This window comes from Calothrix sp. PCC 7507 (genome assembly GCF_000316575.1).
Lineage (GTDB): Bacteria > Cyanobacteriota > Cyanobacteriia > Cyanobacteriales > Nostocaceae > Fortiea.
The window spans coordinates 3,737,723-3,755,834 of the sequence record NC_019682.1 but is presented as its reverse complement, the minus strand read 5'-3'; the positions used below and the strand labels follow the sequence as shown (position 1 = coordinate 3,755,834).

General features: G+C 40.4%; 6 protein-coding genes and 1 pseudogene. 2 read left to right on the top strand and 5 right to left on the bottom strand.

All coding sequences use genetic code 11. From position 1 onward, the window contains the following. Nucleotides 1-12: 12 nt before the first annotated feature. Nucleotides 13-186, top strand: a pseudogene (locus CAL7507_RS30875) (Uma2 family endonuclease); the annotation flags it as partial. Here the strand turns inward: CAL7507_RS30875 and CAL7507_RS15865 are convergent. The 3 genes from CAL7507_RS15865 to CAL7507_RS15860 all read right to left on the bottom strand — a co-directional run bounded on the left by CAL7507_RS15865 (nucleotide 183) and on the right by CAL7507_RS15860 (nucleotide 11,880). Further along, the gene (locus CAL7507_RS15865; RefSeq protein WP_015129493.1) at nucleotides 183-5,603 is read right to left on the bottom strand and encodes an ATP-binding sensor histidine kinase; all 5,421 of its coding nucleotides are present in this window, start codon (nucleotides 5,601-5,603) and stop codon (nucleotides 183-185) included. The pseudogene CAL7507_RS30875 and the gene CAL7507_RS15865 overlap by 4 nt on opposite strands. 196 nt (nucleotides 5,604-5,799) lie before the next feature. Continuing rightward, nucleotides 5,800-5,967 (bottom strand): hypothetical protein, encoded by a 168-nt coding sequence (locus CAL7507_RS32385; RefSeq protein WP_160166339.1) that lies wholly within the window; start codon nucleotides 5,965-5,967, stop codon nucleotides 5,800-5,802. Between the two features lie 66 nt (nucleotides 5,968-6,033). Beyond that, on the bottom strand, nucleotides 6,034-11,880 hold the full coding sequence (locus CAL7507_RS15860; protein WP_015129492.1) for an ATP-binding sensor histidine kinase: 5,847 nt from the start codon (nucleotides 11,878-11,880) through the stop codon (nucleotides 6,034-6,036). 993 nt (nucleotides 11,881-12,873) lie between these two features. Between CAL7507_RS15860 and CAL7507_RS15855 the strand changes: the two genes are divergently transcribed. Further along, nucleotides 12,874-13,677: an SDR family oxidoreductase gene (locus CAL7507_RS15855; RefSeq protein WP_015129491.1), complete on the top strand. Its 804-nt coding sequence runs from the start codon at nucleotides 12,874-12,876 to the stop codon at nucleotides 13,675-13,677. A 376-nt stretch (nucleotides 13,678-14,053) separates the two neighbouring features. On the opposite strand, the gene CAL7507_RS15850 is transcribed toward CAL7507_RS15855, so the two are convergent. Together CAL7507_RS15850 and CAL7507_RS15845 are read right to left on the bottom strand one after the other, a co-directional pair. Then, complete coding sequence (locus CAL7507_RS15850) at nucleotides 14,054-15,820, bottom strand: ATP-binding protein (RefSeq protein ID WP_015129490.1); 1,767 nt, start codon at nucleotides 15,818-15,820, stop codon at nucleotides 14,054-14,056. 899 nt (nucleotides 15,821-16,719) lie between these two features. Next, a complete protein-coding gene (locus CAL7507_RS15845) occupies nucleotides 16,720-18,036 on the bottom strand; it encodes a hypothetical protein (RefSeq protein ID WP_042341361.1) in 1,317 nt (438 codons plus the stop codon). Nucleotides 18,037-18,112 lie beyond the last annotated feature (76 nt).

Below are 18,112 nucleotides of genomic sequence, written 5' to 3'. Positions count from 1 at the left end.
TTTGTTAACTGTTATTCCCTCAAGGGAGTCCTGGAATATTGGATTGTCAACTGGCGACTCCAGCAGATTGAGGTCTACCGACGGGATGCGGGGCTACTCAGGTTAGTAGGAACGTTGCTAGCTGAGGATGAACTCACATCTCCACTATTACCTGGTTTCTGCTGTCAGGTCGCCCGATTTTTTTAGTCAGCTGATCCGTTCACGGGTAACAGGATGGTGAATTCTGTTCCTTGACCCAGAGTCGAATTGACAGACAGGGAACCACCATGTTTTTCTACAATAATTTGCCGAGCGATCGCCAACCCTAACCCCGTCCCTTTCCCGACAGCTTTCGTAGTAAATAAATGGTTAAATATCTTTGATTTTACCTCTTCACTCATTCCCTTTCCATTATCAGCGATTGATATTTTAACTTGGTTATATTCGACTGAAGTTGTAATAATAATTTTGTTTGGATTTGCCTGAATTTCTTCAAAACTACTCCCATAATTTGATTCTTCCAAAGCATCAATAGCATTCGCCAGAATATTCATAAATACTTGATTTAATTGGCCAGGAAAGCATTCAATTTCAGGTAAATTACTATAGTTACTAATAACTTCAATCGCTGGACGTTGTTCGTTAGCTTTGAGGCGATGTTTGAGAATTAAAATTGTGCTATCAATACCTTCATGGATATTAAACGGAACTTTGTAATCTTTATCAGCACGGGAGAAAGTACGAAGACTGGTGCTGATATTGTTTAGTCTGTCACAAGCCATTGTCATGGAGTCAAGCATTTTTGGCAAGTCTTCTAAGCTATAATCTAAATCAATTTCTTCGGCGTGTTGAAGAATTTCTTCACTTTTATTGGGTAAACTTTCTTGATATATTTTCAGGTGTTTAACAATATCAGCAATAGTAGGTTTAGCTTGCTTGAGACTAGCGTAAATAAAACCCAAAGGATTATTCATTTCGTGAGCAACTCCAGCAACCAAATTACCTAATACCGACATTTTCTCACTTTGGACGATTTGCAATTGAGCTTGTTGTAAATCCTGTAATGCTTGTTGAGATTTTTGATAAAGTCTGGCATTTTCTAGGGAAATTGCAGCTTGAGAAGAAAGTAGATTGATAACTTGTAGACGTTCGTTAGTAAATACCCCACTTGTGATCTGATTTTCCAAATATAAAATACCCACCAAATGCCTTTGATTAATAATTGGTGTGCATAATACACTCTTTGGTTGATGCTCTACCATATATTCCCCAATTATCCCAGGGATGTCAGTTTGGCAATTATCTATAACAACTGTTTCTTTTGTATTCTTGACATAATTGATAATTTTTATAGGGATATCTTGATAAGTATCTAGCGATTGTTGAGCAAGAATAGTTTGTGTTTGATCTGGGGAATTTGGTTGATAATTGATACTGATAATTGCGCGGACTTGCCAATTACCTTTTTGGGGGAGAATGAGGATAGCTTTTTTTGCACCGGAATTTTCCAGGATAATTTGGGTGAGATTGGCAATTATTTCGTCTAATTCGATGCTGCTGGAAATAGCTTGAGCAGCTTTCAGGATGGAGGTAAAATCTAGAGCATCGGAAATACTAGTGCTATTCGTGCGAGTGAATGAGGAAGTTGCCCGAAAGGCGATCGTTTCGTCGTTTCTGAGGTTGATGGGTTGCTGTTGCAGGATGGGTTGGAGTAGTTGGGGATAGCGTTTTTCTAAGTCGTCAGTTTTGGCTTTCGCTCCCCAATGGGCATAGCAATAGTAGGCTTCTTGCATATAGCCTGCAGCCACCTTCTGTTTACCCCAATCGAGGTAAAATTGAGCAGCCAGTTCGTTAGCTAAGGCTTCTTCTTGGATGTATTCGTTGGCTTTGGCAAGAGCAATAGCGCGATCGTACATCTCAATTGCCTCAATTTTTTCCCCTAAAACTCGATGCCGTTCTGCCTCCACTAAAGAAAATTTGTGTAAATGATTCATCGGTGCATGATTTGCCCATCGCTTTAGTTTCTCTTGATTGACTGCTACTTTCTCCAGCAACTTAGCCTGCTCAGTCTCAGTTATTGATGAATACAACTTCAGATCGAGCAAAGAACTGTAGAAACAGAACAGCGGGATGGCAAACATCCCCACAATGCTGTCGGCATAGTAATCGACTAAAGTAGTGTAATCTGCTGCGCGCTGATATTCCCCAAACAAATAGGAGATAACTGTTTTGTTGTAGTACAAGTAATAGAGGGCAGTACGATTATGTGATTGTTGGAGGGTTGGCAATGTTTGTGTTTCAGCGTAAACCTCCCCATCTAAGTGCCACGGTTCTGTAGACGCTCCAAGCAAGTTCAAAACGGTTTGATAATAGATCCCTTGATAATTGAGCGCTATTTCCTGTTTAAGCTGCAAAATTCCCTGCCGATAGATTTCCATCTCGGCTGCCAAAGTTGGTAGTTCATAACCTGCAAAGTAGGCACTAGCACAATACGTTTGGGCATTTAAGGAACTACTCTCTAAGTCCCCGGTTTCTAAACCCACTTGATATCCTTCAAGGAAGAAAGGTAATCGGCTTCTGAGGGATTCTTTCCAATGGCTAATATAGCTATGCACAATAAAGTAGGTGCGGCATTTGCAAGTTTTTGCTTGGAAGCGAGAGAGGATATTCAGTGCGAGTTGCCCAAACTGATAGCCCGCATCCAAATCGCCCACGATACCGCAAAGCACTAAACCATAGTCGGCGTAGGAAAAGGCAGAAATTTCACAATTACCCTTCGCAATACATAAATTGATTTGTTTAAAAATCAGCAATGGCATCAGAATTGGAGCTGATTGATAGGCAGGGGCAATCATTTGGGTTAAGATTCGCATTGCCGCTAGTGTGACTGGATCAGTCATCACTGGTAAATCCAACAAACTAGGAATGGAACAGTTTTTCCACGCTACAAGGGTTTGCTCCAAGGCTTGCCCAATATCCGCAGGCGTTGGCTGTTCTGGAAACTCTACCCCCAATAGCTTGAGCAATTGCAACCCAATCTGAATCGATTCTTGTAATTGCCCTTGAGCTTTCGCTCCCAACATCTTGATTTCATAAACCCGAATCTTCTCGATTAAGCTGTCCGTATGGGATAAAAATATCGCTGCTAGTTGCTCCATTTGCTCGTAATTTGTACCCAAATAAGCAACTTCTGTGGCTAATTCATATATTGTCCGAGTTAAGTCAGTCTGAGACTGCCAACTATCTTCTGGCAAAAGTTCAATGCAGATTTCTAAATACTGAGTCGCTGCACTATAAGCGGTTGATATTTTAGCCTTTTGAGCCGCTGTCAAATTCAATTGTAATAGTTGCTCTCGTTCTGCTACTTGGGTAATTAAGCTGCGTCCTATATTCAATTGGTTGACTAGGGCAAATATCTGCTCTTCCCGTTCTGCGGCTGAGGCATTGCCTAGTAGGAGTTGACCAATTTTTAAGTGCGTTGATTGTTTTTGTGCGTCTGGAATTAGGAAATAAGCGGCTTGTTGGACGCGATCGTGTAGAAATTTATATTTGGCTAATAGTTTACTGGGATCATTTTCCAGCCGCAATTGCTGCTTATCTTCTCCCTGATAATATTTATAAATATCACTTTGGGGTAAAATCAAACCTTCTTGCAAGGCTGTCCACAAATCGGTAGCAGTTGCAATTTCCGATTTTTCTGAAACAATTGCCAAAGTTGCTAAATCAAATTGATTGCCAATACAAGCAGCTAATTTTAAAATCTCCTGTGTTGATTCTGGCAATTTTTGTAACTGCAATGCCATGAATTCCACCACATCTGAAGTGAGCATTTGCTGGGTCACTTGTGCTATATCACATTGCCAACATCCTAATTCAAAGTCAAATTTAATGAGTTCATCTTGATGCAATGCTTTGAGAAATTGTGTGGTAAAAAAAGGATTGCCTTGAGTTTTATGATATACTAATTGAGAAAGATTTAATATCAACCTTTCTTTATATTTGAGCGTATCAGCAACCAATTCATTTACCTCAAATTGACTCAGTGGTTCTAAAGTAATCGTATTAATAGTTGCTGCTGTTTTTTGGATAGCATTCAAAGTCAACATTAATGGATGGGCTGGAAATATTTCGTTATCACGGTATGCACCAATTAAAAAAAGATGCTCTGTATCAGCCATTAATAGCTGCATTAATTTCAAAGATGCTGAATCAGCCCATTGCAAATCATCCAAAAATATTACTAATGGATGTTCTTTAGTAGTCAAGACTTGAGTGAATTTCTGGAACAACAAATTGAATCTATTTTGCGCGGCACTTCCTGATAATTCCGGTGCTGGTTCTTGAGTACCGATAATTCTTTCTAACTCGGGTATAACTTCAACAATTACCTGCCCATTCTCACCCACAGCCTCTAAAATCTTACTTTTCCATAGTTGGATTTTAGCATCGCTCTCTGTTAACATTTGCCCCATTAAATCTCGGAATGCTTGCACAAAAGCTGAAAAAGGAATGTTGCGATTAAACTGGTCAAATTTCCCTTTAATAAAATATCCTCTTTGTTTGACTATGGGTTTGTGAATCTCATTAACCACCGCAGTTTTACCAATGCCAGAAAACCCAGCGACTAACACCATTTCGCTGTTCCCTGAGGATACTCTCTCAAATGCTGCTAGGAGTTCCTTGACTTCCTGTTCTCGACCATATAATTTTTCAGGGATGAGGAAGCGATCGCTAATATCTCGCTCTCCTAATTTAAAAGATATAATATTTCCAGTAGCTTGTAATTGATGGAGACAAATCATTAAATCATGCTTAATTCCTAATGCACTTTGATAGCGATCCTCGGCATTTTTCGCCATTAATTTGCTGATGATTTCAGCTAGAATTAAGGGAATTTCCGGAATTATATAATGTATGAGTATAGGGGTTTTGGCAAGATGACAATGCACCAATTCCATTGGATCATCGGAGATAAATGGTAATTGTCCTGTGAGTAGTTCATAAAAGGTGACACCTAATGAGTAGAAGTCACTGCGGTAGTCAATACCCCGGTTCATCCTGCCAGTTTGCTCTGGTGAAAGATAGGCAAGAGTCCCTTCTAGGGTGTTAGCATTTTGGATTTCTTGAGTTTCTCGTGGTAGCAGAGATGCAATACTAAAGTCGATTAATTTAACTTGTTTTGTTTCCGGGTTAATTAAAATATTGCTGGGTTTAATATCTTTATGAATAGTGCAATTCCGGTAGAGTATATCTAAGGCATTACATAAGGCGATCGCTATTTCTAAAAACTCTTGTAAAAATGTTATTTTTAACGCTTCTACAGAGGTGAAATAATCTTTTAAGGAAATTCCCCCAAAGTCTTCCATCACCAACACATAGCTATTTTGGTAAGGTTCCAGGCTGTAGGTTTGGATGATAAGAGGTGAGTTGAGGTTTTTGGCGATGGTATACTGGTTGCGGAACGACAAGAGTTCCGAGAAACTGGGATAAAAATTTTTCAGCAGTTTGATAACCACTGGTTTTTGGTCAATCTCTCGATACCCTCGATAAACGAGGGTTCTGGAACCATTGTAGATTTCTTCACTGACTTGATATCCGGGAATTTTCACTAGGGCGTTAATCATACGACTAAATCCTGGAAAGTTATAAATTTAGAATTCCCAAATATACCAATCAATTTTAAAAAACCTGAGATTTTTGCAAAAATCTCAGTATCTGTAAGGTGTGTTGGGCACAAGCCTTAATGCACCATCCCCAGCTTTGGGTACGTTAAGCTAACACTACCTATCAATGCCTTCATGAATATTAACCGCCTTAAATTCAGCGATCGCCCTGATCAACGGGTACAATTGCCGAAACCATCCAGAGCTTAACACTAGAGTCAAGATAAACACCTGTCCACTTCAGTGATCGCCCAGGGTTATGTTGAGGATCGGCAATATAGAAATATTCTTGTTGCGAGTTGTCGATATCAGGTGGTGCTTCCAAGGCGATCGCGCAGCAAGCAGAGATATGAAAAAATATGACACGCAGCTTTATTCCTGTGCTTATGTGCTAAAGCGGTAACTGGATCACAAATTCAGTACCTTCGCCTGGTGTAGAATCGACCTCAATCACTCCTCCATGTTTCTCTGTAACAATTTGCCGAGCGATCGCTAATCCTAACCCGGTACCTTTGCCAACACTCTTAGTAGTAAATAAGTGATCAAATATTTTCTGTTTAACTGACTCACTCATCCCAATACCATTATCAGCAATAGCAATTTTTATTTGAGAATTTGCTACTGAAGTTGTGATTTTAATGCGATTGGGATTTTCCTTGATCTCATAATAACTCCGTCCATGATTCGATTCTTCTAAGGCATCAACGGCATTAGCCAGAATATTCATAAATACCTGATTTAGTTGACCAGGAAAGCATTTAATTTGAGGTAAATTATTATAATTTGTGATAATTTCAATCGCTGGACGTTGCTCATTCGCCTTGAGACGATGTTTTAAGATTAGGATAGTGCTATCAATACCTTCGTGGATATTAAAGGGTACTTTATAATCTTTATCAGCACGGGAAAAAGTGCGGAGACTGGTGCTAATATTTTTTAACCTGTCAGATGCCATCACCATTGCATCTATCATCTGCGGCAAGTCTTGTAAGCTATATTCTAAGTCGATTTCTGCGGCATGTTCAAGAATTTCCTCGCTCTTGTTGGGTAGACTTGCTTGATATAGCTTTAAGTGTTCGGTAATATCTGCAAGGGTAGGTTTAGCTTGTTTTAGGCTAGCAGTAATAAAGCCCAAAGGATTATTCATTTCGTGAGCGACACCAGCAACTAGGTTGCCCAATGCAGACATTTTCTCACTTTGGATCATTTGTAATTGGGCTTGTTGTAAATCTTGTGATTTTTGCTGCAAGGCAAGTTCTACTTGTTTGCGATCGCTAATATCAATCACCACCCCATCCCATAGGGTTGCGCCATCGGCTTGTCGCTGGGGACGAGCAGCAGATTGCACCCATTTCACGGTTCCTGAAGGCAGGATAATACGCCATTCTTGCTTAAACGGGGTTAGATTTTCGACAGAGTAGGCGATCGCTTGGGCAATAGCTGGGTGATCATCAGGATGATGCAAGGCGTAAAGGCTATGTTTCCCTGCCATCACCGACTCTGGTTCTAACTCATACAAATTCCAACAGCCAGCGCTAACGTAGGGTGTGGAAGCTGAACCATCTACCCCCAAACGGAATTGATACACCATACCAGGAATATTATTTGCCAAATTTTGGAAGCGGATTTCACTAGCCTGCAATTTCGCTAGGGATTGTTCTAACTGTTGAGCATAGTTTTGGGAATTTTGATAAAGTCGGGCATTTTCCAGGGAGATCGCAGCTTGAGAGCAAAGTAAGTTGAGCAATTCGACGCGATCTCTCGTAAATACCCCAGTCGCCAAATTGTTTTCTAGGTACAACACCCCAAGCAATTTACCCTGATGCAAAATCGGACTGCACAGAATACTCTTAGGCTGCTGCTGCTGAATATAGGGATCATTGATTAATTGCGGATGCACTGTAGCATCAATAATCACAGCAGGTTTTAAGCTACGTTTGACGATATTAATTAAGCCAACTGGCACATCCACAGAGTCTTCCACAGGCTGCGGATTGAGCAACATCGGGTAAAACTCAACTTTGCTCAGGGAAAGCTCTGCTAGTGCCTGAATCAGTAAACTACCTGACTCCAACAGCATGAACACGCACTTATCGGCTCCCGCATTTTCAATGACGACATGCAGAAACACCGAGAGCAGTTTTTCCAGTTCGATTTCGCCAGAAAGGCTCTGAGAAGCTTTGAGAATGGCAGCTAAATCTAAAGCCACAGAGACGCTGCTACTGCTAGAAGTAGGGGAACTTGTGGAGGTGACACTCTCCAATGTGAAGAGAGTTTCGTGAGTCGAGAAGGGAGAACGGATTTGCTGAAGGATGGGGGCGAGGAGTTGGGGATAGCGTTTTTCCAAGTCAGCTACTTTGGCTTTTGCACCCCAACGAGCATAGCCATAATAGGCTTGGGTTATATATTCCCCAGCTATGCGTTCTTTGCTCCAGTTGAGGTAAAATCTGGCCGCTAGTTCATTAGCCAGGGCTTCTTCTTGGATGTAGCCTTGTTCTTTGGCTCCAGAAATGGCGCGATCGTAAAAATCTATTGCCTCAGCTTTTTCACCTAGAACTCGACACCGTTCTGCCGCAACTAGCGCACAACGGTGAGCCTGGTTGCTGGGTGCATAAGATGCCCACTCTTGAAGTTTCTCGTGATGGGCGCAAACCTGATCGAGAAGAGCTACTTGCTCTGTCTGACTGGCAGTTGGATAAATCGCTAATCGCAGCAGCGCATCGTAGAAGGAGAAGAGCGGAACATGCATGAGTCCGACTGCAGCCTCCAAATACTGTGCCGTCAAATGGGCATTTTCTAGCGCCTGTTTATACCGATGAAACAGATAAGAAAGCAGCAGCTTATTGAAATAAAGTTGACACAGCGCTAGCAATTGATTGGCTTGGAGATGCAGCTGAATCATCTCATCCTCATCATAGTCTTTGCTACACAACCGATCTGGTTCAGTGGTAGGTTCTAGTAAATTGAGTACCGCTTGATAGTAAATACTTTGAATGCGAAAATAGCCATGCTGACGGAATTGCTGGATCACCTTGCGGTGTTCATCCATCATCTGTTTGAGAGCAGCAAGTTCCTGTCCACTGAAATAAGCAGTGTAGCTGTGGCACATGAGGCTGAGGGCAACATACTCAAGATCGCCCGTTTCTAGTCCACTGGCATAAGCTTGCAGATACCCGATTAGTGTGTCTTTCACTGGTTCCCGCCAATGTCGGAGGGAAGTGTTGAAGCCAAAAATGGTTTTAGCCGCGAACTTAGGGTTATCCATGCGCTGCAACAAGTTCATCCCTAATTGCCCAAAGCGATAGCCCGCATCAATATCTTTTAACATGGCAACCTGCATCAACCCATACATGGCATAGCCATAGGTGGACTCCGTTGCATTCCCGTATTGCACAGATAAATCGACTTGAACAAAGATGAGCAAGGGCAACAGGTTTGGAGCGACTTGATAAGCAACAGACAAGATGCTGGATATGATCGTCATTGCCGCTTTTGGCTCCAGTGCGGTCATTTCGGGTAACTCTAATAGTGATTCAATCGATCGCTTGCCCAGAAGTGTTTGGGTATGCTGAAGCCCCTGCTTAATTTCTACCTGGGTAGGTTGCTCTGGCAGATACACTCCTAGTTGTTCTAGCACTTCTCGCGCCTGCCGCAAAGCTTCTAGATGTTGATTTTGGGCGATGCTAGCTTGAATCTTAGCCTCATAGGTAGTCACCCGATCCAGCCAGGAATGGGCGTGAGTCAGCACGGTTGCTGCTAACTCCTCCATCTGTGCAAAATTGGTGCTGAGGTAAGCCGCTTCTATTGCCCCTTCATAGAGAGCCAGAGAGAGGTTGTATTGATGTTGCCAGCGATCGCTTGGGAGCAAATCAATGCCCGTCTTCAGATAGGTTAGAGCGGCACTGTAAGCTGTTGCTGCTCTAGCTTTGCGTCCGGCGGCAAGATTCAATTGGGCAAGTTTATGACGTTGAGAGGGTTCCGTAATCAGAGATTGCCCAACATTGAGATGATTGACGATATCGAACAGTTTTTCGCCCTGATCTTTCTGCAACAACAGTTGCCCAATTTTGAGATGGGTAGCTTGCTTTTGGTCGTCAGGAATCAAGGAATAGGCAGCTTGTTGGACGCGATCGTGGAGGAATTTGTAAGCACAGGAGTCAGCAGCAATGATCGATTCTCCTGACTTCTGAAGTCTGATTTCTGATTCCTGATAAAACTTATAAACTTCACTTTGAGGCAAAATCAAACCTTCTTGCAAAGCATTCCACAAATCTGCTGCTGTTTCTGTCTCAGACATTTCAGAAATTATCGCCAGTGTTTTCAAATCAAACTGATTGCCAATACAAGCAGCTAATTTCAAAATATTTTGAGTTGATTGTGGCAGCCTGTGTAATTGAAATGCCATGAACTTCACAATATTATCCGTCAGGGCTTCTTGATTGATTTGTGTAATATCACATTGCCAATATTGCTTTTCTAAATTTATTTTAATTAAACCATTTTGATATAATGATTTCAGGAATTGGGTGGCAAAAAATGGATTACCTTCAGTTTTCTGATATATTAGTCTTGAAAGACTAAAAGCCAATTCTTCTGAACACCCTAAAGTATCAGCCACTAATTGATTTAATTTTAAATAGCTGAGTTTGTGTAGATTAATAGTGTTGATATTTACTGGGGTTTTACGAATTTCATCTAATGTAAACATTAACGGATGAGCAGGTGTAACTTCATTATTTCTATATGCCCCAACTAATAATAAATAACCATTATTTGATTCACTCATCAACAAGTGCATGAGTTTTAAGGAAGCCGAATCTGCCCATTGCAAATCATCTATGAAGATGACTAAGGGATGTTCTGGCGTGCTAAAAACTTGAATAAACTTCTGGAATAGTAAATTAAAGCGATTTTGTGCCGCACTACCAGAAAGTTGTGGTACTGGTGGTTGTCTGCCAATAATCTGCTCTAATTCGGGAATCACCTCGATTAAAACCTGCCCGCTTTCACCCAATGCTGCCAGAATTTTGGTGATCCAGGCTGATAATTGAGTATCATTTTCACTCAGTAGTTGCCTCATCAAATCCCGAAATGCTTGTACAAAGGCACTCAAGGGAATGTTGCGCTGGAACTGATCGTATTTGCCTTTGATGAAGTAGCCACGACAGCGGACGATGGGCTTATGCACTTCATTGACTACCGCTGTTTTGCCGATTCCAGAGAAACCTGCTACTAGCATGAGTTCGGATGCACCATCACCAACCCGCTCAAATGCTTCTAGTAGTGCTTCAACTTCCTGTTCTCGACCATAGAGTTTTTCGGGGATAATAAAGCGATCGCTCATATCTCGTTGTGCGATCGCAAAATCCTCAATCTTACCCGTTTCCTGTAGTTGTTCCCAACAAAGCTGCAAATCATACTTGAGTCCCAAGCCACTCTGATAGCGATCTTCAGCATTCTTTGCCATCAACTTCATGACAATATCTGAAATTACTTGGGGAATTTCTTCACTGATAACTGTAGGAGGTTGTTTCGCTATGTGGCAATGCACCAACTCCATCGGCTCATGGGTTTGGAAGGGAAGTTGTCCAGTCAGTAGCTCAAAAAAGCTCACACCCAGTGAATAGAAATCACTGCGGTAGTCAACGCCCCGGTTCATCCGCCCGGTTTGCTCTGGCGACAAGTATGCTAAGGTTCCTTCTAAGGTGTTGAAGCTCTGAATTTGTGGGATTTCTTTAGATAGCAGAGTCGAAATTGAAAAATCAATCAACTTCACCTGCTTAGTATCAGGGTGAATTAGGATATTGGCAGGCTTAATATCCTTGTGAATTACTTGTTTTTGATGTAGCTGGTGGAGGGTATCTGTCAGTTGTAAGGCTATGCGGAGAAATTGCTCTAAGGTTAGTGGCTGTCCTTTGGTAAATTCTCTTAGGGAAATGCCGCCGAAGTCCTCCATCACCAAGGCATAACCGTTATGGTATGGTTCTAAGCTATATGGTTTGACGATGCTAGGAATGTCCAAATTTTTAGCGATCGCATACTGGTTCCGGAATTGCACCAGTTCGTTGAACGTAGGATACTGCCGTTTCAAAAGCTTGATGACGACGGGTAATTGATTCGCCTCTTGTACGCCTCGATACACTTGCGTTCGAGAACCTGAATACAGCTCCTCAGTAATGTAATAGCCTGGAAGTTCAAGTTTTGTTGTCAGGCTGACACTGCTATTTGAAATTTCCATACTTTATACTATTTCTAAAATTTTAGTTAAGTTTATGATTCCCAGAGGCTAAATGCTTCTAACAGCAATCAAGTCAGCTACTCAGTCGAACGCTGAGGCTCACGGCGAAGCCTATTTTATTTGCCTATCGCGCTTCGCGTACCACGCAAGTAATACCAATTTGAACAAATAACGCGACAGATAGGATGGTAGGGGCGTACCGCTCTTATATAGGACTCATATTTGATTTCTGAAATACATGTAGGGTGGGCACTGCCTAGGGTGTTGACTTTGATGGAATTTCCCGGTTTTTGGTTCACGCTACTTTTGTGTCATTGCGAACGCTCCGCTCGCAATGACTAGACATATTTTGCATGATTTTTTAATTGCTAAAAAGGCACAGAGTCAACACACTAGGCATAGCCCTACCTACAAATACTGAGATTTTTTCAAAACTTAAAGCGGATTGCCATACTATAGCGCTTCCCATTCAAATGAAGTACAAAAATATATCACGCTGTGTAGGGGCATGGCACTGCCATGCCCTTACCGATGTACCTCACGCTTGTCGAGAAATGCTATAAGTAATTTATTTATTGTCAAGAGATAACTCTATTGAAATCCTAGTTTGTTTTCATAGATACAACAATCTCAATATCATCAAACTATAGTCAAACTATGCTGGCTGAAATACTGCATCTGCTGAATGAAAGAGCAAAACATTATCTGAAAATAGAACAAAAAACTGTTGGCAAAGATACAGTTATCAAGTTCTCTAACAAACTGTAATGTCTGGTTTTCCTACCCTTAACGACAATCTATAATGTCGTCAGCTAAAACGCTTATTCATTACACAATCAATCATTTTTATTTGTTGACAGTTAACAGTGAATGGTCTACACAATGAAATATGCAAATTAAATGCTGCAGTCACTTCAACATTATTTGAATTGGTATGAGAACTACCATAAATGTAGAACAGATTCCTCAAGTTGAATTCACTAATTTTCTAATATGAACATCAAAAACAAAGGTCAATGCCAACAAACTGCTCTGATTACTGGAGCAGCTAGTGGAATTGGCTACCAGTTAGCATGTATTTTTGCCGTTAATAATTACAATCTTGTATTAGTAGACAGAATGGAACAAAAACTGCTAGAAATTGCAGATAACTTCCAAAAAGAATTTAGTATTTTTGTTAAAACCATAGTCAAAGATTTATCTATACCAACATCTCCTGAAGAAATTTTCACAGAATTGCAACAAGAAGCCATCAAGATTGATGTGCTAGTGAATAATGCTGGGTTTGGTATTTATGGATTATTCAACGAAACTAATCTCACTACCGAATTGGAAATGATACAAGTTAATTTGGTATGTCTCACCAATTTAACTAAATTATTCCTCAAGGATATGGTGAAGCAAGGAAATGGTAAAGTATTGAACGTTTCCTCAGCGGCTGCATTTCAACCAGGCCCTTTTATGGCAGTTTATTTTGCTACTAAAGCTTATATCCTGTCATTTTCTCAAGCACTTGCTAGTGAATTAGAAGGTAGCGGTGTAACTGTGACAGTTCTTTGTCCCGGTCCCACAGAATCCGCCTTTCACGAAAAAACTGGAGCAGCAGGTACTAAGCAAGTCAAGGGGAATAAGATGATGGGTGCAGCAGAAGTCGCCAAAATTGGCTATAGCGCTTTAATGGAAGGTAAAACTGTGATCATTCCTGGTCTGAAAAATAAAATTCTTGCCGAAATCGTGAGATTTACACCTCGAAATCTCGTGACGAAAATTGTCAAAAATATGCAAGAAATTAAATAGATTTGGGAATAAGGATTGGGTTTTCAAAGGAAAATTATGGAATTTTGCCTTATACTATTTTACGAAATTATTGATACAGATCAATATTATAGCATTTCTCGACAAGCGTGAGGTACATCGGTAAGGGCATGGCACTGCCATGCCCCTACACAGCGTGATATATTTTTGTACTTCATTTGAATGGGAAGCGCTATATTGCTCCCCTTGCTTCCCATGCTCCCGATCATCCACTTTTGGAAGAAATACCCTCTTGTTTCCTGTATTCTAGCTGGTTGTTGAGCGATGCTTACTGAGCGGAGTCGAAGTAAGCCGAAACACTGTCTCCTGCCTTATCCCGACGATAATTATTTACGCCCACCTACTTAAATTAGTGATCTTAATGTTTTAGTTGAATAGGAATATTAATAATAAATTGTGACCCTACACCTAGTACAGAATTACAAGTTAACGTTCCACCATGCTGTTGAGTGATGATTTGGTAGCCAATAGATAAGCCTAATCCTGTGCCTTTACCTACTTGTTTAGTAGTGAAAAATGGATCAAAAATCTTGGTCAAATTCTTTTTATCTATACCAATACCATTATCGATAATACGAATTTCTATCCAGTTTTTATTAGTAAACTTAGTTTCAATTAAGATTATATAATTAAATCCAAACATAGGATTTTGATTTGATTGGGATTGATTATTTTTGACTTTCTCCTCTAAGGCGTCAATCGCGTTTAGTATTACATTCATAAATACTTGGTTAAGTTGACTAGGATAACAATCAATCAACGGCAATAAACTGTAGTTTTTAACTACGGTGATAGCTGGACGCTGCTGTGTTTCTTGTAAACGATGCTCTAAAAGTATCAAAGTATTTTCGATACCTTCATGAATATCTACACGTTTGCTTTCTGCTTCATCTAACCGAGCAAAATTGCGAAGGCACAATACAAGCTGTCCAATACGCTCAGTTCCCCTAGACATTCCATCTATACTTTTTTGCAGATCTTGGTTCATCTCATCTAAGTCTGAATATTCTAGAATTTCACTGATTTTAGAGCTAGCATCTGGATATTCATCATGATAAGCTCGAATCAATTTTAGTGAGTCCACTATATATTGATTAATGTATGCAAGATTACCGGAAATAAAGCCGATAGGATTATTAATTTCATGAGCAATACCTGCTACTAATTGTCCCAATGCTGCCATTTTTTCATTCTGGATTAATTGAGTTTGTAGCTGTTGGAGGTCAGATAAAGTTTCTTCCACTTGCTGTTTCTGTAGCTGAAGTAATGCTTCTGTATGCAACCGTTCTCTAATTTCTTGTTGTAGTTCTATTGATTTCTTGCGTGTTTGTTCTAGTAGTTCAACATGCTCTAAAGCAACGCCTAAGTGATGACTTATTTGTACAGTGATATTAATTTCTACTTCTTTCCATTGACGAGGGGCAGAATTTTGGTAAGCTGCTAGTAATCCCCATAATTTGTTATTAGAGTAAATCGCTACAATAATATAGGATTTTGCCTGTAACTGCTCTAAAAGTGTAATGTAACAAGTATCAAAGCCAGCACTATAAATGTCCTCAACAACACGATAAATTGCTCCCTGGCTGTAAATACCTCCTTGTGTAGCTTGTAGGTAAGTATCCTCGAGTAAAATAGTATCGCTGAGTAAATTATCTGGTTGCTGATTGTGATTACTCATAATACAGCGATCGCTAGTAATAACATTTGCCTTCAGTTGGGGATTTTGCTCTTGTTTTTGCAGTACAGAAATCCATCCATCACCCACAGACTCTGCCAAAAACTCGCCACTCCAATCAGAACAGAAACGATAAATAACAACGCGATCGCAATTAATTACCTGCCGCAATTCAGAAGTTGTAGCCGCAAATATATTTGGGATATCTAATGTTTGTCGCATCCTCTGAATTGCCATGCTGAGGGCTTTTTCCCGTTCTGCACTTTCTTTTAAAGCTGTTTTCCAAGTTGTTTGCTCTGCATACCTCTGCACAAGTACTGAGATGATAAGAGTGACAATCAAAATCAAAAAACTAGCAGTACCTGCTAACTCTAGTACTGAATGAGAGGCAATTGTGTTCATGACAAGTGACAATACCTCTAACTGTAGTTCGTAGCTGACAAAAATCATTTTTTTATATCACAATGTGGTATTAGCAACAAAAACATTGACGAGGAAGTTTATTGCTAAAGGAATCCTAAATTATTTTAAAAAATCTCAGTATGTGTATTATGGGTGCTTGCTTACCTTAATAGTGCTAGCGCTTCAGAGTCACAGGAAAAAAGTGAGATAGAGGTGTACTGAGTTTTTTCAAAAATAAAATATGAATCCTATAGATTTTTTTCAATGCTATTCTTGAATTTGACTTACAGTTTCTTATTTCCTAGTACAATTACTGAAGTTTTTGTATTTTCACTTCAATAGAAAAAACTTTTATTCAGCTTCCAAGATAATGTCTTTATTACAGTTTGTAAACTGATGTTTGTATGTATTTTTTAATCTAAAATTTACTTTTTCGATGCTACCTGATAGCAAAAAAGTTATTGTGTATTCACTAAATCTGCAAAGAAATGCCGCAAATATGTTCTGTTTTCAGAGATATAGTAGGCGATCGCAGTGTTTATTTTATCCATCATAATAGCCAGAACCCTGATAAATACTATATTCTACATAAATTATTTTTTGTCAACTGCTAAAAATAACTTTTTTACCCCCAAAGTTAACAGTGTAGTTAAAATGAGGTTAACTTTTGCGACTGAAGTAGGGAACTGCATCCACAATCTTTTAATACACACAGCAATATTACTGTGTCCCCAATACGGTTCGGATAAGCAGGGGAGGTAGGGGAGGAAAAAGAGTTATTGAGCAATAATTTTTCTCCCCCTGCTCAAAAACATCTAGTCTCAAACCGCATCGTATTGAGGTGTTAGGGGGGAGTGTGGGAAGAGGGCTGAGGGCAAAACTCATACACTCATGGGATTTCAGCTTAAGTTGACACCAATGGGCAATGCGTTACCCAACGCCATTGCTTAAGACTCATCTAATCGCCGTTGCCATTCAGCATCAATTTGTGCAGAACGTTCAACTTCCTGTTCGAGTAAGTCAGTTTCGCTAGAGTAAACTAAATCTTCTTTCCCGATCACTTTTTCCGCAGCAAACTGACTGGCGTAGGCGATTTTTTGCTGTAAAGTGGCATCTTGGTTTACCAATAGCCTAGCTCGGTCAAGGCGATCGCGGTTACGCGCCATAATTTTGCGATTGCGCCATTGAATCCAGAAATAACGCGCTAACGGTATACCTAAAAAACCAATGCCGTAAGCTAACAGCAGCCAATAAATCCCTTGTACAAAAGCGACAAGTCCGCCTAATTGAGCGGCGACAGTACCATCTCTCAATAAACTTCCTAGTACTAAAGCACCAACAAAATTGAGTACACCCAACCCTGCACTCAGCATTACTTGTCCAGAACTCGCGGCACTAAAACGCCAAAGGAATTCTTCTAAATATGCTGTTACTGACTGACGGTGTTTTTTGGTAGCTCTCACCTGTAACTCAGGAAAATAATAGACAATTTGTCCTTCAGGACTTACCTCTGGTTGTCCATTAAATCGGATGAGTACTGGTAGCATATAATCTTCATATTCTCTTTTATATTCCTCACCAATATCATCCAGATAAGGAGAAATTTGTTCTGCTACAACTGCGCCACGATTATTGCGAATTACCGTGGCAATTTCTTGCCAGCGACGTTCTGCTAAATTGTCATTAGGATTGCCATCACCAAAGAGAAACGAAAAGACAGCCTCAAAGAAATTTAGATCGCTTTCTTGCCCTTGCCGTCTTTCACTCCGCCGTTGCTGACGGTTAGTGCGATAATCTGGACTAAAGTACCAAAATAAATCTGGGAAGAAGAAAAACCCGCCACCACGACTAGAATTACTACCTCTATTATCGCTATCACGATCTGAGTTAGCAGCAGTCATGATCATAATGATCGTAACTGTAATTAGAGCGATGGAAATAATTAAGAAAACTCCAAAGGAAATCCGAATCAGGTAAAACAGAACACCCCAAAGCTTCTGCCACCATTCTTGTAACCGTAACTGCCAATACTTATTACGTAAAATTGCCCGCAAGTTTTGTGGAAATAGGTAAACAATATCACCCGATTCTGCTACCTGCAAGTGTCCGCCTGCATCTGATGCGAGGCTTAACAAGCCTTGTCCAGCCTCCGCAACATTCAATCCTGTCTGGGTTGCCACATCACCAACTGTGACACGGTATCCCAGTTGTTCCACAGCTTGCACGACACCATTGTGTCTTTTTAGGTCTAGTCTTGCGTTCATTGTGAGGAACCCACTTGTCACCCTGGGGAAACTCCTTAGCCAAATCTAACATAGAAAACTCTGAGCATAACGCTGG